Source organism: Dyadobacter sp. HNCC25DJ184 (genome assembly GCF_056895215.1).
Genome location: NZ_JBXHAQ010000006.1, coordinates 176,110 through 195,237 on the forward strand (window position 1 = coordinate 176,110; position 19,128 = coordinate 195,237).

Annotated in this window: 21 protein-coding genes; 8 read left to right on the top strand and 13 right to left on the bottom strand. The window is 41.2% G+C overall.

What is annotated here, in order from left to right:
• Positions 1-43: 43 nt before the first annotated feature.
• Positions 44-1,225: a DUF4271 domain-containing protein gene (locus AC1XUD_RS11350; RefSeq protein WP_483361112.1), complete on the bottom strand. Its 1,182-nt coding sequence runs from the start codon at positions 1,223-1,225 to the stop codon at positions 44-46.
• 60 nt (positions 1,226-1,285) lie between these two features.
• Entirely contained in the window at positions 1,286-2,164 is an 879-nt protein-coding gene (gene sucD, locus AC1XUD_RS11355) for a succinate--CoA ligase subunit alpha (protein WP_483361113.1), read from the bottom strand.
• Positions 2,165-2,272: 108 nt separating this feature from the next.
• On the opposite strand from sucD, the gene AC1XUD_RS11360 reads away from it, so the two are divergent.
• Positions 2,273-2,875: a hypothetical protein gene (locus AC1XUD_RS11360; protein WP_483361114.1), complete on the top strand. Its 603-nt coding sequence runs from the start codon at positions 2,273-2,275 to the stop codon at positions 2,873-2,875.
• A 102-nt stretch (positions 2,876-2,977) separates the two neighbouring features.
• Positions 2,978-3,475, top strand: coding sequence for an azurin (gene azu, locus AC1XUD_RS11365; RefSeq protein WP_483361115.1), 498 nt, complete (start codon positions 2,978-2,980; stop codon positions 3,473-3,475).
• 82 nt (positions 3,476-3,557) lie between these two features.
• Here azu and AC1XUD_RS11370 read toward each other — a convergent pair whose 3' ends face one another.
• Complete coding sequence (locus tag AC1XUD_RS11370) at positions 3,558-4,100, bottom strand: TlpA family protein disulfide reductase (protein WP_483361116.1); 543 nt, start codon at positions 4,098-4,100, stop codon at positions 3,558-3,560.
• Positions 4,101-4,270: 170 nt separating this feature from the next.
• Between AC1XUD_RS11370 and AC1XUD_RS11375 the strand changes: the two genes are divergently transcribed.
• Complete coding sequence (locus AC1XUD_RS11375) at positions 4,271-5,617, top strand: tetratricopeptide repeat protein (protein WP_483361117.1); 1,347 nt, start codon at positions 4,271-4,273, stop codon at positions 5,615-5,617.
• A gap of 60 nt (positions 5,618-5,677) precedes the next feature.
• On the opposite strand, the gene AC1XUD_RS11380 is transcribed toward AC1XUD_RS11375, so the two are convergent.
• The 3 genes from AC1XUD_RS11380 to AC1XUD_RS11390 are packed head-to-tail and all read right to left on the bottom strand — an operon-like array spanning position 5,678 to position 7,330.
• Positions 5,678-6,388: a superoxide dismutase gene (locus tag AC1XUD_RS11380; RefSeq protein WP_483361118.1), complete on the bottom strand. Its 711-nt coding sequence runs from the start codon at positions 6,386-6,388 to the stop codon at positions 5,678-5,680.
• A 28-nt stretch (positions 6,389-6,416) separates the two neighbouring features.
• Positions 6,417-7,028 carry a recombination mediator RecR gene (gene recR, locus AC1XUD_RS11385; RefSeq protein ID WP_483361119.1) on the bottom strand — a complete coding sequence of 204 codons (612 nt, stop codon included), beginning with the start codon at positions 7,026-7,028 and terminating at the stop codon, positions 6,417-6,419.
• 26 nt (positions 7,029-7,054) lie between these two features.
• Positions 7,055-7,330: an ATP-dependent Clp protease adaptor ClpS gene (locus AC1XUD_RS11390; protein WP_483361120.1), complete on the bottom strand. Its 276-nt coding sequence runs from the start codon at positions 7,328-7,330 to the stop codon at positions 7,055-7,057.
• A gap of 107 nt (positions 7,331-7,437) precedes the next feature.
• On the opposite strand from AC1XUD_RS11390, the gene AC1XUD_RS11395 reads away from it, so the two are divergent.
• From AC1XUD_RS11395 to AC1XUD_RS11415, 5 genes are all read left to right on the top strand, one after another.
• Complete coding sequence (locus AC1XUD_RS11395) at positions 7,438-8,895, top strand: sodium:solute symporter (RefSeq protein WP_483361121.1); 1,458 nt, start codon at positions 7,438-7,440, stop codon at positions 8,893-8,895.
• 251 nt (positions 8,896-9,146) lie between these two features.
• Entirely contained in the window at positions 9,147-9,851 is a 705-nt protein-coding gene (locus AC1XUD_RS11400; RefSeq protein WP_483361122.1) for a class I SAM-dependent methyltransferase, read from the top strand.
• 47 nt (positions 9,852-9,898) lie between these two features.
• Positions 9,899-10,861: a hypothetical protein gene (locus AC1XUD_RS11405; protein WP_483361123.1), complete on the top strand. Its 963-nt coding sequence runs from the start codon at positions 9,899-9,901 to the stop codon at positions 10,859-10,861.
• Between the two features lie 366 nt (positions 10,862-11,227).
• Complete coding sequence (locus tag AC1XUD_RS11410) at positions 11,228-11,806, top strand: hypothetical protein (protein WP_483361124.1); 579 nt, start codon at positions 11,228-11,230, stop codon at positions 11,804-11,806.
• Between the two features lie 213 nt (positions 11,807-12,019).
• Positions 12,020-12,397: a hypothetical protein gene (locus tag AC1XUD_RS11415; protein WP_483361125.1), complete on the top strand. Its 378-nt coding sequence runs from the start codon at positions 12,020-12,022 to the stop codon at positions 12,395-12,397.
• Positions 12,398-12,415: 18 nt separating this feature from the next.
• On the opposite strand, the gene AC1XUD_RS11420 is transcribed toward AC1XUD_RS11415, so the two are convergent.
• Genes AC1XUD_RS11420 through rfbA form a run of 7 tightly spaced genes read right to left on the bottom strand, consistent with a single transcriptional unit; the run spans position 12,416 to position 19,126 of the window.
• Positions 12,416-13,183, bottom strand: coding sequence for a porin family protein (locus tag AC1XUD_RS11420; protein ID WP_483361126.1), 768 nt, complete (start codon positions 13,181-13,183; stop codon positions 12,416-12,418).
• Between the two features lie 10 nt (positions 13,184-13,193).
• Positions 13,194-14,246 carry a PCMD domain-containing protein gene (locus tag AC1XUD_RS11425; RefSeq protein WP_483361127.1) on the bottom strand — a complete coding sequence of 351 codons (1,053 nt, stop codon included), beginning with the start codon at positions 14,244-14,246 and terminating at the stop codon, positions 13,194-13,196.
• 47 nt (positions 14,247-14,293) lie between these two features.
• The gene (locus tag AC1XUD_RS11430; RefSeq protein ID WP_483361128.1) at positions 14,294-14,641 is read right to left on the bottom strand and encodes an MGMT family protein; all 348 of its coding nucleotides are present in this window, start codon (positions 14,639-14,641) and stop codon (positions 14,294-14,296) included.
• Positions 14,610-15,194: a DUF3109 family protein gene (locus AC1XUD_RS11435; RefSeq protein ID WP_483361129.1), complete on the bottom strand. Its 585-nt coding sequence runs from the start codon at positions 15,192-15,194 to the stop codon at positions 14,610-14,612. The genes AC1XUD_RS11430 and AC1XUD_RS11435 overlap by 32 nt, the downstream gene beginning before the upstream one ends.
• 5 nt (positions 15,195-15,199) lie before the next feature.
• Positions 15,200-17,545, bottom strand: coding sequence for a lytic transglycosylase domain-containing protein (locus tag AC1XUD_RS11440; protein ID WP_483361130.1), 2,346 nt, complete (start codon positions 17,543-17,545; stop codon positions 15,200-15,202).
• Between the two features lie 31 nt (positions 17,546-17,576).
• Positions 17,577-18,218, bottom strand: coding sequence for an O-methyltransferase (locus tag AC1XUD_RS11445; protein ID WP_483361131.1), 642 nt, complete (start codon positions 18,216-18,218; stop codon positions 17,577-17,579).
• 41 nt (positions 18,219-18,259) lie between these two features.
• Complete coding sequence (rfbA, locus tag AC1XUD_RS11450) at positions 18,260-19,126, bottom strand: glucose-1-phosphate thymidylyltransferase RfbA (protein WP_483361132.1); 867 nt, start codon at positions 19,124-19,126, stop codon at positions 18,260-18,262.
• Positions 19,127-19,128 lie beyond the last annotated feature (2 nt).

Here is a 19,128-nt window from a genome sequence, read left to right on the forward strand (position 1 = left end):
ATACTCTTATTAGTTAAAAGCCCGGACCCTTAAAACTGTCATTTTATAACGCAAATTTCACGCCAATTATAAGGGGAATTACTTCGATGACGCAAAGGTACGAAAATAAATACAGATTAATAATCGTACCAGAGGGCTTTACAACAACATAAAGTGCGATAAACCGGATCGAGTAAAAAATCAAAAAAGGCAAAAGTACGTATGGTCTCCATAATTCCGTCCAGCGCGAATGATTGAACGTTATTACAAAAACAAGAACAAAAAGAAGTGCATGAAACAAATAAGAAGATTGCACTATTTTGAGGAATACTACATCAACGATTTTATCCAGGTTCAGTACGTTCCCTACCAGAGCCATTAATATGTACTTACTATATATAAATAAAAAAAACAGGACGGACAGCAGGAAAAAATCCTGCAGGAAATGCAGTGTGTTATTTTCCTCAGAAAAAATTGAATTAATAGAGAACAGATTTATCTTTTCCGTTCGGAGGAACACCAGCACACCGCTCATTAGCATTGCGGATGCTACTACGATAAAAACAACTGTTGCACTATATGGCTTGTTGACTTTCGAGAGTTGGTCCCGCGGTTCGTTATTAAAAAATTCCATTGGGTTAACAAACCTGATAAACGACAGCGGATCAGCATTATAAACCCAGGAGGACACAATCAATATCAGTAGAGCTGACAAAATGATCAGATTTCCGAAAGACGAAAAAATGATCGGCTTGATATTGATCAGACCGGAACTCCCAGTCGCCGCCAGTTCTCCTGCGTTGCTGGCCGCTTTGTTACATATAAGAAGTGTTTTATCCTTAATACCGGGATTCCCGTAAACTGTGAGAAGAATATCCCCTTTACGATAAATTTTGAAGAGGCTATCAACTGAAAGTTCCACCCACTTTTCACTTGACAATTTTTGTTGGAGCGTTCCCTCTATAAAAAGGTAGCCCTCATTTCTGGTTTGCAGAAGAAGAAAATACTTTCGGTTCTTAAGCAGGTCAACATACACGCTGACCGACCTGCTTTCTTCATCAATACCCTGAGAGAAAGGAACATAGTTTTTATATTGACTATTATAAGTCAGCCAATCGTATTCAAAGTTGTAGACCGGAAACAAGTTACCTGGCGGCTGAATTTTTTCAGCGCATTGAGCATTTCTGCCAGAAAGTGCACAAAGCAGAAGCAAAACCCATATTAAAAACCTAGAACCTGACCGCATGATTGCAAAATAGGGCGGAGTTCCCCCTGCCCTATTTATATGTCTTTTCAAATAAACTGATTATCTTCTTCCAAGAGCAAGTAACATTGTCTCACCAATCAGGGCTGGAGACTCCGCAACAAATATACCTGACTCCTGCATAATTCTGATTTTCGCTTCCGCAGTATCATCTGCACCGCCAATAATCGCACCTGCGTGACCCATTCTTCTTCCCTTAGGAGCAGTTTTTCCTGCGATGAAACCTACAACCGGCTTTCTGTTGCCAGTCGACTTCACATAGTTTGCTGCCTCTGCTTCCATGCTACCACCAATTTCACCAATCATTACGATAGCCTCAGTCTCGTCATCGTTCATTAACAACTCAACAGCTTCCTTAGTAGTAGTTCCAATAATCGGATCTCCACCAATACCGATAGCGGTAGTTTGCCCCAATCCTGCACGGGTCAATTGATCCACCGCTTCGTAAGTAAGCGTACCAGACTTAGAAACAATACCCACGGTTCCTTTTTTGAATATAAAACCTGGCATGATACCTACCTTACATTCTTCTGCTGTAATAATACCAGGGCAGTTAGGACCGATAAGACGAGTGTTTTTACCTTTGATGTACTCCTTTGCATACAACATATCCTTCGTAGGGATACCTTCTGTTATCGCTACAATTACGCCGATACCTGCATCAGCAGCTTCCATTATCGCGTCAGCAGCGAACGCTGGTGGTACGAAAATAATTGCTACATCGGCTCCGGTAGAACGAACCGCTTGGTCAACTGTATTAAAAACCGGTCTGTCAAGATGAGAAAGGCCGCCTTTGCCCGGAGTTACACCTCCAACAACATTGGTGCCGTATTCAATCATTTGCTGAGCATGAAATGAACCTTCGGAACCCGTAAATCCTTGAACTATAATCTTAGAATTTTTATTAACTAAAACGCTCATGTTGGTAAATCAGTTTTTTTGGTAAAAGTAGGACGAAAAGCACGAAGTAGCAAAATGTAACCATAATTTGTAAATTGCTTTTTTGAGAACTTAGATCATAGACATTTTATGAATATCCTATCGAATCCATATTTTTTGTCAAATCTGATTTTAATTTCTACTACGATCTACATTTTTTTTAGATATTTCAGAAACCTTCCGCTTTATAATCGCATCCTGTGGGGAATATTTCTCCTCTGCATCTCTCTCAACTCGCTGGTACACCTGGCCACATATGCTGAACTCGATTTTTTCACAAGCGTTCAACGAATCACGCAATCCGCCGAAATGACGCTTGGGGCAACATGCCTGGTATCCGCATCATGGTCGCTCATTCGTAGAAGTGAGACAAACAGTATGCAATTGTCATCGACAATAAGTATTGGCCTGCTGCTTTTCTATTGTATCACCTGGTTCAAGGTAGAATATTTTGGCATGATTGTCCAATCATTATGTATTGTCATCACAATGGTAATTTCTTGTCTGGGACTTGGCGGCCGGCAAAAAAGCGCACTGTGGATCATTTTCTCGATGATGTTCCTGGCATTATCCAGCAAATCTGCAAGACTGAACCTGCCCCTCCCACCGGTAGATGTTTACCATTATATGATCGCCCTCGCGGTAATTTGTGCTGGAAAGGCTGTCAAGAATGAGTATGAACTGTTGTTTTGAAATATTGTTTCCAAACAATTGTTAACGAATTGTTTTTTTAATATACCATGTAGTAACTTGCACCAGTTAATTTCAAACAGATCAGTTTTTAAATCCTTTAAAATGAAAAGAATAACATCTGGAATGCTTTTCCTAGCTTCTGTAGTGGCATTTGGAGCTTCCGCTGTGGAACCTGCAAACGCAAAACCTGTGGTAAAAACTACCGAAACACGTGAAGTGAAGCAGGTAAAAACAATTGTCATTAAAGGCAGTGATGCTATGCAGTTTGACCTTAAAGAGATCAAAGTAAAAGCTGGCCAAAAAGTGAAGCTTACTTTGACTCACTCCGGTAAACTAGCTAAGGCTGCAATGGGTCATAACTGGGTACTTTTGAAGCCGGGAACTGATGTAGCTGCTTTTGGATCGAAAGCTGCTGCTGCTCGTGAAACTGATTATATCCCTAAGTCTGAGGAAGCTAACATTCTTGCTCACACAAAACTTGTAGGCGGTGGCGAAAGCGATACAATCGAGTTTACAGCTCCAAAAAAAGGAAAATATACATTCATTTGCAGCTTCCCAGGACACTATGCATTGATGAAAGGTGATTTCATCGTTGAATAAGATATTGTTAAAGTTGTAATGAAAATGAAAAAAGGTGGGTTAACCCACCTTTTTTCATTTTCACCGAGCCCAATAAACCATATCAGATCTCTGCAATACTTTTTTCAATCAGATCTATAATCTCCGGTCTGTTCCATTGCGAAGCACCTGTTTCTGACACCAATATCTTTCCTTTGTGAATAATATAGGTACGAGGTATCGCATTACCGTCCAGGGCAGGTGGATAGGCCTCTGCATATTGATAAAATGGCAGCTTATACCCTTTTCTAGCGATAAACGGATTAACGGTCTCGCTGTCTTCATCTGAAATGATATAGAAAGCTATTTTTTTGTTGTCTTTGTATTTATCATATAAATCCTGAATCCCAGGCATCTCCATATTGCACGGTCCACACCATGTTGCCCAAACATTTAAAAAAACTACTTTGTTTGGATCCATCACCACGCCATTGCCTTCTAAATCCTTCAATTGATCAAGATATACCGAGCCTTGATCCACAGGCATGGTTTCAGCCACTTCGCCCGGCCTGGCTACTTCATCTGACTTTCGAAAAAAAACAAAATAAACGGCTCCCACAGCCAGCAATATCAATCCTACCAAAAAAATCTTTTTGCCTGATTCCATATCTAATTGTTTACATCTTTAATGATCTGTAAATGTAAAGATATTCTGATAAACCAAAAGAGAACCGATGTTTTCAAAATTCGATGACTGTAATTTGATGCCCTCTTGGAATTTAAATACTTTTATACCCAATACTAAACTTATCAGATTTGAGGACCAGGTATACGTTCATGGAAGTTACAAGCCTACGCACATTAGCATTGTTTTTATTGTTTATTCTCTCTTTTCCCGCTTTCTCCCAACGATCTGCTGCTGAATATTTTGAAGAAGGAAATACCAAAGCCAGAACCGGTGACTTTGCCGGAGCGATGGAAGCTTTCTCAACCGTGATATCGATGAGTCCGACACACGCCCCTAGTTATTTTAACAGAGGGTTGGCAAAAGCAAGTCTGAAAGACCACCGTGGTGCGATCCTTGATTATGATAAAGCCATTGAACTGAATCCAAAAGAGGCAGTTTATTATCAAAGCCGGGGTGTAAGCAAAAGCATTCAGGAGGACTATCGTTCCGCATTGCAGGATTACTCGAAAGCGATTGAATTAAACCCTGACGAGCCAAAATCATATTACAACCGTGGCGTCAGCTATGCAAAGCTGCATAATCTGAGAATGGCGATGAACGATCTGGACAAAGCAATTTCCCTTGTTCCAGACGACATTTCTGCTCTTTATGCCCGCGGAAATTGTAAACAAGACCTGGCAGAGTATGCAGGAAGCCTTGCCGATTTCACGAGAGTGATTGAGTTGAGCCCCAAGCGAACTGGTGCATATGCCAGCCGAGGCCTGGCGAAGATTGAACTTGGGGACTATCAGGGAGCTGCCGCAGATTTCACAAGAGCATTGGAGCTTAATCCAAACGAAAGCGACTACTACAATAAGAGGGGTTTCGCAAAAAGTAAATTTGACGACTTCGAAGGAGCAATTATCGATTTTGACAAGACTATCCAAATGAGCCCGGAAAGCTATGAGGCTTTCTACGGCCGGGGATATGCTAAAAGTCGGTTGAATGATTTTAGGGGATCAGTTCAAGATTTCGATAAGGCGATCGAACTTAAAAATCCTTTTATTGGCACTTCAAAGAAAATCGAGTATACCGGTAAAATAACCAAAGATATATTGGATCAATTGCGATCTCAAATTCCGTTGAGTCCAAAATTAGATCAGTTGACCACCGAAAGAACGGAAGCATATTTTTACCGCGGAGTCAGCAAATCCAAAATGGGTGATTCAAAAGGAGCCATACAGGATCTGACGAGCGCGGTGGAGCTCACTCCTACCTACACATCTGCTTTTTTCGCCAGGGGGCTCACGAAATCTGCTGCCGGAGACCAGTTTGGAGCAGCCTTGGATATGTCGAGTGCTATTAAACTTCGATCCGATTTCGGAGAGGCATATTATATCAGAGGAATTATTAAGAACAGTTTGGGGCTAATCAACGACGGATGCCTTGACCTAAGTAAAGCAGGCGAGCTCGGGTATTCTCAGGCATACAAGGTTATTGGCACCTACTGCAACTAAAAAAAGCGAGGTCAATACCTTTCGGTATCGGCCTCGCTTTGAAATATTCCTTGAATACTATTACGCTTTTTTAAGCTTATCAGCTACTACGTCCCAGTTTACTACATCCCAGAATGCTTTGATATAGTCAGGACGTTTGTTTTGGTAATGCAGGTAATATGCATGTTCCCATACATCCAGACCCAGAATCGGCGTACCTTTTAAATCGCTGATATCCATCAAAGGATTATCCTGATTTGGCGTAGAACCAATTGCAAGTTTTCCATCTTTCGCAACCAGCCAAGCCCAGCCAGAGCCAAATCTTGTGGCGCCAGCTTTGCCGAATTCTTCTTTAAATTTATCGAATGAGCCAAATTGGGCGGTAATTGCATCAGCCACCGCACCTTTTGGTGTACCACCTTTGCCTGGACCCATCACTTCCCAAAAGAAGGTATGGTTCCAATGTCCACCACCATTATTTCTAATAGCAGCAGGGGCTTTGCTGATTGACTTTATGATATCATCAAGCGATTTTTTCTCAAATTCTGTTCCTTTTACAGCATCATTCAAATTCTTAACATAGGCTGCATGATGTTTACCATAGTGAATTTCCATGGTCAATTTATCGATACTCGGTTCCAAAGCACCAAAATCGTATGGCAAAGGAAGTTGTTTAAATGGGGCTGTTTCTACTAAAGTAGCCTCGCTGGCACCAGCAAAAGCCATATTACCCACAGTGACAATACCTAACGAAGTACCTGCCATTGTCCGTAAGAAATCCTTTCTATTCATTATTCAAAATGGTTAAAATTTAGAAAAACTAATCGTAAGCCACTCGGCTCACAATACTTCGTCCTAAGGTAATTTCGTCAGCGTATTCCAGGTCACCTCCAATAGGAACCCCTCTGGCTATAGTACTCACTTTTACGCCGGTTGGCTTAAGTCTTTTCTGTAAATAAAACGCCGTGGTATCGCCTTCCATTGTCGGGCTAAGCGCAAGAATCACTTCTTGAACTTTAATGTCAGCTGCGTCCGTAACGCGTACTAACAACGAGTCAATATTAAGATCTGCTGGGCCAATCCCTTCTAACGGAGACACTATCCCTCCCAAAACGTGGTACAAACCTCTGTATTGGCTCGTCGCCTCAATGGCCAAAACATCACGAGTATCTACCACCACACAAATGATAGAATGATCCCGCAAGGAATTAGCGCATATATTGCAAACGGCACTATCTGAAATATTATGACAATGACTACAATAAACCGATTTTGTCCTCATATCCAGCAATGCCTTCGATAAGGAAAAAGTCTGCGCTTCTTCTCTCTTCAGCAAATGTAGTGCCAGACGCAGGGCGGTTTTTTTTCCAATTCCCGGAAGACGGGATATTTCATTTACGGCATCCTCAATGAGATGTGAGGGATAATTCATGAAGAAGTTTTAGTAGGAAATGATGATCAATGTATTTCGGCAGAGATACCTCTCCGGCAAATCTCATTCCTCATAGGAAGCAAAATTTCAAATTCACCTTCTTTTACTGAACACTTACCTTTATAATGGATAATTATAGTGCATTGTTCGGCCTGCTCGCTGGTATGTTCACATACTTCAATGAGCGTATCAATGACCCAGTCAAACGTGTTGACGTCATCGTTATAGATAATAAGCTTCTTTACTTCCGTTTCAACGGTTTTTTCCAGAACTTCTTCGTCGACCTCTGTCAGGATTTGCATAACAACCAAATTTCTGTTTGATTAGCAAATCTAATCAAAATGATAGATTTTTGGAAGTTTTGTAGGCTTCTTTTACCTACCGCCTGTTTGTATTTAACTCAATTTTAATGAGCCCGTTAATAGCCTTATCCATCTTGATCGTATATTTCGCTTTACTGATCACAGTTTCTGTGTATACAGCGAAGGGCGCCGACACCAATACTTTTTTTACTGCTAACCGACAATCGCCCTGGTATTTGGTGGCATTCGGGATGATCGGCACTTCCTTGTCCGGAGTGACTTTTATTTCTATTCCCGGCTCAGTAGCCAATATTCAATTTTCCTATTTTCAGGTAGTACTGGGTTATATCCTGGGATATATTGTGATCGGAACCATGCTGATGCCACTATATTATCGTCTTAATCTGATTTCAATATATTCATATCTGGAGCAGCGGTTTGGATTTTGGTCTTATAAATCGGGATCAGGCGTATTTCTTCTTTCAAGAACGGTGGGGTCTGCGGTAAGATTATATGTTGCTGCTCAGGTATTACAATTGGCTGTTTTTGGTCCATTGGGAATACCATTCGAAGTTTCAGTGGCTATTACTATCTTCTTAATATGGGTATATACCTTTAAAGGAGGAGTAAAAACCATTATCATAACCGACACGCTTCAAACATTCTTCCTTGTCACCGCGGTAGTGTTAACGATTGTGATGGTCTCTCGCGAACTGAATCTTGACGGCCCGACCGCCATATGGAACGCAATCAGCAAAGGGGGACATTCGCAAATCTTCTTTTGGGATGTTAACGACCCAAAATACTTCTTTAAACAATTTTTCGCCGGTGCGTTTATAGCTGTCGTGATGACTGGCTTGGATCAGGATCTGATGCAAAAAAACCTGACATGCAAAAACATTGGCGAAGCGCAGAAGAATATGTTCTGGTTTACTTTCGTATTGGTCATTGTAAACTTTTTGTTCCTAAGCCTTGGCGCTCTGCTCTACGTATATGCAGGTACCGAAGGAATTCAGCCAACGCCAAAAACTGATGATTTCTATCCAATGCTTGCGCTCAACCATTTGGGAATAGTAGTAGGAATTACCTTTCTTTTAGGGATTACTGCAGCGACATATGCAAGTTCTGATTCTGCGTTGACAGCACTCACAACGGCATTCTGTATTGATTTCATGGATATCGAAAAGATGCCTGAGAATAAACGAAAAACGACCAAATTTTGGGTGCATATCGGTTTTTCCGTTGTTTTTTACATTGTGATCCTAATCTTCAACCAGCTGAATAGCAAGGAAGTAATCACAGCCGTTTTTGATCTTGCGGGGTATACTTATGGACCGTTACTCGGTTTGTTCTCGTTCGGTGCATTTTCCAAGAGGCCAGTCATCGACAAATGGGTTCCATTTGTATGTGTAGCTTCACCAATTCTGACTTATATTATCAACGAAAATTCAGCTCAATGGCTGGGAGGATATAAGCTTGGATTTGAACGGCTAATTATTAATGGGCTTATTACTTTTATCGGCCTTTGGTTGCTGAAAGGGAAGCATGAACCAAAAAGTATATAAAAAAATAATAAGCTTTTATATCTCAATTGAGCTCGCGACCCACGTTTTTTCTCAAAAATTACTTTGGCAACAGGTAACAATTGGAAACTATCTAAAAATACACATTTTCATCTATCGAAAACGTTTAGGTTACGGAAGTGTGACCTAACAGTATGAGGTTGCGTAATAAGCTAACACATCCAATTGTGCGGTAATGCCGACACCCTTGTATTCTAAAAAACATACACTTACTCTTAACACAATATTGAATTATGATGCAAGACATTTATAGCTCAAAGGATGGAGTTTATTATACTAATACTAGAAAAGATATCCTGTCCTTATTACCCTCGAATCCAAATCAACGGGTGTTGGAAATCGGAGCTGGTGGTGGAGATACGTTGCTGGCGATTAAAAAGTTGGGATTGGCCAGGGAGGTCTATGGTATTGAGCTTTTCGAGCTTAATGACACACAACAGAAGAATCCTGAAATTGACAAAATGATTATTGCTAATATAGAAAAAGATGAAATAGATTTTCCAGCCAATTTTTTCGATGTCATTATTTGCGGTGACGTCCTTGAACATCTTGTAGACCCTTGGGCAACATTAAAGAAAATTAATCTTTGGATGAAGCCAGGAGGCATTTTTATTTCAAGTATTCCTAATATACGTGAGCTATCAGCGTTCTCTAAAATCTATCTTCTTGGTGATTTCCAGTACAACCCAGCGGGTGGAATACTAGATAAAACCCACCTACGCTTTTTTTGCAAAAAAAATATTAGGCAATTGTTAGAATCAGGGGAATTTCAAATTGAAAATATGCAACCCTCATTTAACTTCATAGGTTTATTCGAAGGAGGTATCAATATTCGACGGCTTTGCAATTTGCTTACATTCGGTATTTTTTCACAATTTCTTGCACTTCAATATTTGTCTGTCGCTAAGAAAAAAATTAATCAAACGGCAACGAACTAAATATCATTCTGGCTAGTCAGAACAAAAACACAAGCGAGAGACCCTTCATGAAACAAAAAGAGTTAAATATTGTATTTCTTATGTGGGTTCCTTATGGTATAAGGTACCTGGAATCTTTTATAAAGTCCTACCTTTTGTTCCCTTCAAACGTCGATCATGACTTAGTAATATTATTTAACGGATATGAAAATGAAACAGAGACCAATGAGTATCATCAATTTCTGAAAAGTACAGGTATCTGTTATTCTCATTTGACCATGAGAAGTGGGCAGGATATCCTTGCCTATCGATTTGCTGCCGAAAATCTTTCCTCAAGGTATCTGCTGTTCTTCAATACCTACTCGGAAATCTTGACTGCCAATTGGGGAGAATACTATCTGAATACCATTAGAAAAGAGGATGTAGGGCTAGCCGGAGCGACGGGATCCTGGCAAAGCAAATCCAGTTGGGGTTTTCAAAGAGTTAGGTGGATCTTCGCGAAGGAAAAGGTTATTAAAAAGAATATTCCCTACTTTGCGCCCAAGACAGTGAACCTAGGGCCGATTTCGCTTATACTTGCTCCTCGCCTTACCCTGCTCGCCGCATTTTTAAAAGCGTCACGCGATTTATTATCCTTTCCATTTTTTCCGAATCCACATCTTCGAACCAACAGTTTCATTGTCGAAAGAACATTTTGGTTAGATTTTAACTTCAACTCGCTCAAAAACAAACAGGATGCATATAAGATGGAGAGCGGCAACAATTCATTCACTCGACAGACTCTGAAAAAAGGCAAAAAAGTACTGATTATAAATCGATTAGGGGAAACATTTGAACCCTCAAAATGGATATGTAGTCGAACCTCATGGATTGGCGACCAAGAAAATCTGCTGGTTAGTGACAATTTCACTAAACTTTATCAACAGGAAGATGAGAAAACACGTATTGCCATGTCAAAATCTGTGTGGGGAAACCATCCTGAATTCTCAAAACATGATTTCGTAGCGGAAAGGCACGCCAGCGGAGTTTAACAATACGTCAGCTACGGAAACCAATACCAAAAACCTTCCATCTTGCCCCCCTATTTGATGAAAAAAGGTAAAAGATTACTATGATGGCTCAATTGGACTGACTTTATGTATCCGTCCTTCCTCCAAAATCATAGATTCCCTTGAAGATACAGCAGCCCGCAACCTAAACGGTTCGGATGAATAAAAAGGATTTGTCACCAATTTGTAACCGTTTCGATTCTATCATATATTTAATCGAAACAATACTTGCATAAATCCAAAATAATATTAACTTTATGACACTTTAAACTGCTCAGCGTTTGATTTTTGTATTTAATAAATTGAATTCTCCCTGATTCACATTTAGCAAACTAAACATTGTACAAAATGAAAACATTAACCTTTCTTTTAGGATTTTTACTCCTTTTTTCTTCCTGTGAAAAAAAAGCTGATGACCAGCAAGGTCTGACCGGAGAAGCTCTTGAAAAAGAGAAAACAGCGATTAAACAAGTAATTGAAGACGAAACGGAATCTTTTTTTGGGCGTAATTATGACAAATGGAAGTCAAGCTATGCTCAAACCGACTATGCATTTCAGGCTTGGAGCAATAACGATGGTACTTTTGACTCAAACGTGGGCTGGGAAGACATTAATAAACAAATTGGCAAGTATATTACAGATAATCCTGAGCCAGTTTCCAGCCACCCAAAAGTTGAAAGGAAGAATATGCTATTCAAATTTTATGGAGACAACGTGGCATACCTGACCTGGGATCAGTTCAACAGTGATCAGGATATGAAAAATTTTCATCATAGTAAAGAAGTTCGTCTGATGGAGAAAATTGGTGGTCAATGGAAAATTGTGTGTGTTTCGGCGTTTTGGGACTATAAAAACCTGATTCCGGCAAGCAAGTTACCGATGATTCAAAAAATCGCTAACGAAAGCAGAGGGAAAAATAAGATATAGGCTTCAGAATTGTTCGAAAACAAAAAAAGCTGTTCGTTAACGAACAGCTTTTTTTGTTTTCTGAATTTATTTTCGTTGATCAGAAATATTTATATATCTCTCAATATAAGGAACTTATGAACCACAAAATCTTTAGTCCTGTAATCTGGCACAGCCTTTTTTAAGATATATGTAAATCCGGTATTCGGATTCATATTTAAAAATCTATTAGCCATGAAAACTCAAATCACTTCCGCATTCCTTTTAATTACAACACTTTTCTTTTCCGTTGATAAAGCATATTCAAATGACTTGAACGCTGACAAGAAAAAAAACAAAATTGAGGCAAGCGTGTATCAGATACACGGAACTCACAAACTTAAACTCGCAGTAAACGGTCAAAAAGCCCTTCACATCACACTTAGAAAAGCTACCGGTGAAGTATTTTATTCTGAGGATTTTAACGAAAGCGGATTTAAGTACAGAAGAATATTTAATCTTGACGAAATCGCCGACGGAAACTACGTATTTGAAATCCGCAGCGCGGGCCAGCTAGTTACCAAACAAATTCAACTTTCGACAAATCAGGAAAGATTTATCGCCCTGAACTAGCGGAGCTTTTTACAACATCTACAGTCCGTAGGAAACACCTATGTTACCGTAAATGTTGTACATTTTAAAACCAACTCCTTGGAACGAGGAAGGGAATATTGGCTGAAGACCCCAGCTCAGATTAGCATTGACGGAAAATCTCTTTCCCAACTTGCGTTCTGCACCACACTGAAGTCCCCAGTCAAAACGCCTTTCCTCGTACCCAAATGAAAAATCTGCTTTGTCGACCAATACCTTTTCCCCGAGAGAATCTCCATTTCGTATATACCCATCAGACACATTGCCGCTAAAAGACCATTTGAACAGCCAGGAGACATACAAGCCCAGTTTAAATCTCCAGTTTTCAGTCGAGTGATACTCGACGTTCAAGGGCAAGGTAAGATATCCATTTTTCACGACGGTCATATTTTTTCCTGAAAAATCTCCTTCGAACTCTCCTTCCTGACCACCCTGCTGCACATTGATAATGGTATGAAAATATTTTACACTATCCTTGACAGTCATCCCCTTGTACTCAAGCCGTAAGCCAGCTCCAACTCCCCAATTGCTGTTGATAGGATAAACAATTTCGTAGCCCAAGGTGGGAATCAGCAGCGGTTTCCAGCTGTCTATTGCACGGATTGTATTGGGCAATGTAAGTGGCGTACTTCCTCCCAAATTAAATCCGACACTCACATAATGTCTTATCCCAACGGAAGATACCGACTGGAGTGGAATCTCTTCCTGCGCGTGCACAAGAGGCAGACGCAGCAAAAATATCATGACCAATATCAGCAGTCGTCTCATTATGGGTCTATTAATTAATGATACGGAGTTTATCAACGACCAACTTACTTCCAACAGCCCCACGATACACATCGCCATTTTTACTGGACGAAGCTACAATAGCCATCATCATATTACCAGAAAGGTCGGCTCCCTGAACAAATTCAAATGGAATATCAAACCTGGTAAAGGACGTCTTTGCAGAGCCGTCAGTTAAAATAGCTCGGGCAACGATGCGGTCGGAGGTCAGGATATTGGATCCGTTTAAGCGTTCGGAGCCCTTGAATATTACAGCATATATCGCGCACTCGTCTGTTTGTCCAGATATGATTTTACCACCTTCGTCCTGATATTTTTCACCGGGAGTATATTTGTAGTATCCTGAAAATATAGTTGGAATACCGCTATAGGGTTGCCCAAATTCGGTCGCCTTTAAAGGTGCTGTAAGACCAACCGAAGAATTAAAATTCCCCAAAAATATAGATCCAGCAAACAACCTAACACCAACCAGTTCGGATAACGGAGTTCCTTTGATCGTCACCAATTCTGCTGCTTTGGTACCCAAAAATCCGTCAGTGGTCGAACGCGTTGGGTAAGCTAATGGATCTTTCGCCACGCCGGATAAGGCCACGCCCGGATTGCCAGAACTCCAGAATGCAATACCGTCAGCCTCCAATGGGTATTCGTATTTATTTACGTCGTTGATACCCCAATTTTCAAAGTTGAAAAGCCATTTCCCTGATTCTACAATTACCACCTCATATACCTTCGTATTTTCCTTGCTTTGGGAGGTTACGGTGTATTGCACGGGAGAGCTGAAGAAGATAGAATCACCTGAGGCCGGTAAGACTGTTGCCCCTTGAGACAGCCTAAGTGTTGGAGCTATGCCAGTGGCTATGGCCTCTGGAGTGAGGTATAGCATAATTTTGCGATTTGCCTGATCTATAAACACATAGCTGATTAATGAAGGAGAATCCACAAAGAAAGCTTCAATATCCGCCTCGGGATTTAAAGGCTCATCCTTGATACAGGATTGCAACAACGCGCCCAGCAGCAAAGAAATAACAACAAAACAGTTTTTCATATATCCGTTATTATTTCATCTGGAATTGCACTCAGAACTGACACTGATTATAACAACTCTTTGGAAGGGTCCCAAAAGCATTTCTGCCAGTTTTGGATTTTGTCATTTTTGACTTCAACACCTTCGCTTTTTAGAAGATTTTCCATCGTTTGAGGAGTCTCGAATTGCAGCTTCGCGGTAAGTATTCCATTTCTATTCACAACACGATGCGCCGGAATTCCCATATTGTAACTACTCCCCATAGCCCAGCCAACCATTCTGGCACCTCCCTTGCTTCCAAGATATGCTGCAATGGCTCCATAAGAAGTAGCACGACCGGGTGGAATCAGAAGCACTACCTCATATACATTTTGAAAAAAATCTTTATTCTTTTGAACGAGCTTCTCTTCTTTCATCTATCTCCTGGGTAAGCTGGCTGTACCATTCTTCACCATAAGCACGGATAAGCGGTGCTTTCAAAAATTGATAAACAGGTACACCCAATTTTTCACCTAACCCGCACGCAGGGCTACATATGCTCCACCTGTCGTAGTTCAGTGCATGATATTGTTCATATTTGGTAACACGGATCGGATACAAATGGCATGATATCGGCTTCTTGTACGAAATCTTACCATCGTTATATGCCTGCTCAATTCCACATTTCAGGATTCCTTTATGATCATATAACGCATATGCACATTCCCTGCCGTTGATAACCGGGGTTACATAATCTCCATCCCAATCTTTGACGTATTTGCCTTCCTTCTCAATGACAGCTTTTCCTTCCTCAGTCAAATATGGAGCTACCTGATCGTAAATCTCATCCAGTACTGCCAGCTCGTCCTCGTCCAGTGGCGCACCAGAATCTCCTTCTACACAGCATGCTCCTTTGCATTTTTCCAAATCACAGACGAAGAGTTGATCTTCGATATCGTCACTAATGCAGGTATTATCTATAAGTATCATAACTTTTATTGTTGAGGTATTTTCAACCTCTGTCCAACCACCACGTTATTGCCTGAGAGATTATTTAACTTTTTAAGCGCATCTACCGAAGTTCCGTATGTCTGAGCTACTCTGAAAAGAGTTTCTCCACTTGCCACAGTATGAATTAATGCATCTCCATTTGAACCCGCCGATGATATTTTAGAAATAACTTCATTACCCCTACCATTGGAGGCCACTCTTATTTTTTGTCCAACTGACAGCTTTTCAGTCCCTTTAAAACCGTTCAATGCCAATAATTCGTTCACCGATAGTCCGAATTGTTTTGAGATACTATAATAGGTTTGCCCTGACTCAACAACATGGAATTCCGCAACCGGTTTGCTTGCTTCTCTTGTGGTTTCTTTTGGCTTCACTGTTTCCGCCACTGCCACGGGCGTTGTGGTTTTCGCTGGCTGGCTGCCCCTTTCCTCCTTAACAGGCTGAGCTGCGCCACTTATAACCTTCAGTTCCTGACCCACTTTTAGCGTACTGCTTGTACTTAGGTCGTTCATTGCCAACAAATCACGGACTGGTATATCATACTTTCTTGCTATACTAAAATACGTTTCACCAGACGATACTGTGTGGATTGTTCCTGAAGTTTCCTTCGGCAAAGCTGCTGTTGCTACTGCCCTATTTTTAGCAGATTTTGAGCTAGATTTTGAATAAAGAGATGGGTTAGCCGTTTCGTTCATTTCCGAGTTTTGGCTATCCTGGCTGATTACCACAACTTTGTCATCATTTGCACTTTTAGGCGCTGATTTTGATGGTGTAGTAGATATCGGCTCATTTTCCGGCGTAGTCACCACCGCTGTTGCGGCAGCCGGAGCTGGTGCATTTTTATCGACTAAAACCGGACTATATTTCTTTCTGCCAGAGGCATTTTTTGGAACTTCAGTTGTTGTTGCAGGAGCAGTTATTACGGCAACTGGCTCAGCCGATTGTCCCTTCGTCGCTAAGGCAGGTTCGATAGGCTGTGTAGTCGGAGGAGTCGTTTTTGGAGGAACGATTTTAACAGGCTCGTTACGCGGGCGCTTTTCCGCTAACCAAAGAACCTGACCAGTTTGAATTGGATAATTTCTGCTGATCGTCCTGTTATATCTCAGCAAATTAACCAAACGAATACCATAATCCTGCGAGACGCTTTGCCAGGTATCTCCTGGTCTGGCAGTGTGGAAAGGCACAGCCGCTTTTTTATTCTTTTTTGCCAAATAATAAACCTTACCCGGAATTAGTGGCGTATCCTTGATCATGTCGTTGAAACGCATAAATCGCGAGCCGCTAAGGTTTCCGGCACTGGCAATAGCTTTAGGTTGGTCTCCAACGATCGCCTCAATACCTGGCAAGCCGTTGATCTCGTAAAGTTGACGTCCTGCGGAAGTTTTCCCGGCTGTCTTTTTCAGCAAAGGAAACCCTGAGGCGTCATATCCCTTTTCGATAGCTGCCGGCGTTGCTGGTGTTATCAATTTATTTCTCACCTCCGCCACTTCATTGGAAGCAGATGGAACTGTAATATAGTATTCTCTGTCCGAAGGAAATACATCTCCTTTAAACCACTTGTTATATGCCTGTAAATCCTGAACATTGACTTTTAATGCCTGCGCAACCTGGTCGAAAGTCTGACCTTTTCCATATGGCGATTCAAAAAGCACCAGTGAGTTGGTACTGCGATATCTGTCTAAACCAGCCTCCAACGCTATTTTATGCGCAAAGAAGCGCAACACATATCGGTCTGTTTTTCCAGTCAGTGTTACCTCGCGAGCATATGCCCAGTTGGCAGGAACGAGCTTCTTCACATCTCCTGCTCCCTTGTAATATGAATACAAAGTAGACACCCAGTTATTAAACTGCTGATTGTTCTTTTTGAGATACCATGCTGCAGCATGTGTAGAAGAGCTTAAATTTTTACGTTCATCAACTTCATTATCAACCCGAAGATTGAGCTCTCTGGCCGTTTCGGCTTTCATTTGCCAATATCCTACGGCATTGGAAGTTGAAACTCCTTCAGGTTTGAAAGAGCTTTCCTGAACCGCCAGATATTTGAAATCAATCGGTACTTCTTCATCCATCAAAATTCCTTCGACAATTGGAAAATGCAGAATCGCACGATCCATTTTTTCTTCCCAGAATTTCTTATTGCTCATCAAACTTTTAATATCCTCTTCGATGATACCCTGAGCACTTCTGTCAAATTTGACTGTGATTCCTCCAAATGAGACCTCCGCAGGTACTTCAGGAATTTCCTGAGCCATAACAGAGCGTGATACAGACAAGAAAAGCAGTGTTATAGTCCCAAGCGCATAAAGCCTGGCGATGAAATTTGAGGTCATAAAATTTAAATTCTTTGTCAAAATTGCAGACTTAAAGTTTTTGCAGAACCATTAACCCATCTCGAATGGGCAACAGAATATTTGAAACTCGCGGGTCCTCCTGAATTGTCCGGTTGAAGTCGAGCAAAGCTTGGGTATCCTTGTCAGTTTTTTCCTTTTTTTCAACCACTTTGCCACTCCACAAAACATTGTCAGCAATAATAAAACCGCCTTTTCGAAGTTTTGGAAGACAAAGATTATAATATGCAAGATAGTTCAATTTATCTGCATCAATGAAGATCAGATCGAAAGTGTCGGTCAGCGCTGGAATTACTTCCAGCGCATTGCCGATGCGATAGTCAATTTTGGAAGCATATGGAGAGTTTTCGAAATATTTCCGAACCATCGTTTCAAGCTCCTCGTTCACGTCGATCGTCACAATCCGTCCGTTGTCCGATAACCCTTCCGCAAAACAAAGTGCGGAATAACCTGTGTAAGTGCCTATTTCCAGGATACGTTCAGGTGTGATCATTCTGGAAATCATCGATAAAAACCGGCCCTGCATATGCCCGGACAGCATTCTCGGACTTAGTACATTGGCATGCGTTTCCCTATTCAGAGTCCGCAACAAATCACTTTCTTGTTCGGTATGCGATTCGCAATATTCTTCAATACCGGCAGGAAGGAAGTTCATATCGAAATAGATCTAATATTCAACACCTTACGGCATTTCAATTATGCGTTAGCCAATATTCTTTCCAGGTAAACGCCATATCCGCTTTTAACCAAAGGCTTGGCGATTTCACGCAATTCATCTGCAGTAATAAAGCCCATCCTGAATGCTATCTCCTCAATACAACCCACTTTTAAGCCCTGACGCTCTTCAATTACCTGAACGAATTGTCCGGCTTGCATAAGTGACTGAAAAGTTCCGGTATCCAGCCACGCGGTACCTCTGTTGAGTACTCCAGCTTTCAACTTTCCTCTTTTCAGGTATTCTTTATTTACATCCGTAATTTCCAGTTCACCACGCGGTGAAGGTGGGATATTTTTTGCAATCTCAACTACGTCGTTGTCGTAAAAATAAAGACCGGGAACGGCATAATTGGACTTAGGATTGGATGGTTTTTCTTCTATCGACAACACATCAAAGTTCTCATCGAAATCCACGACACCATAACGCTCAGGATCGTTGACCTGATATGCGAATATCACACCGCCGTCCGGGTCGTTATTAGATTGAAGTAATTTGGAAAGACCTGCACCGTAGAATATATTGTCTCCGAGAATCAGCGCAACCTTTTCTTTCCCGATAAATTCTTCTCCGATAATAAATGCCTGAGCCAGCCCGTCCGGACTTGGCTGAACGGCGTATGTAAAACTGCAACCTAATCTGCTTCCGTCACCCAATAGCTTTTCAAAATGCGGAAGATCATGTGGAGTTGAAATAATCAAAATTTCGCGAATACCAGCCAACATCAAAATTGACAATGGATAGTATATCATCGGTTTATCATAAACCGGCATCAATTGCTTACTGACTGCGAGGGTAAGTGGGTGTAATCTGGTGCCGGATCCGCCGGCCAATATAATACCTTTCATTT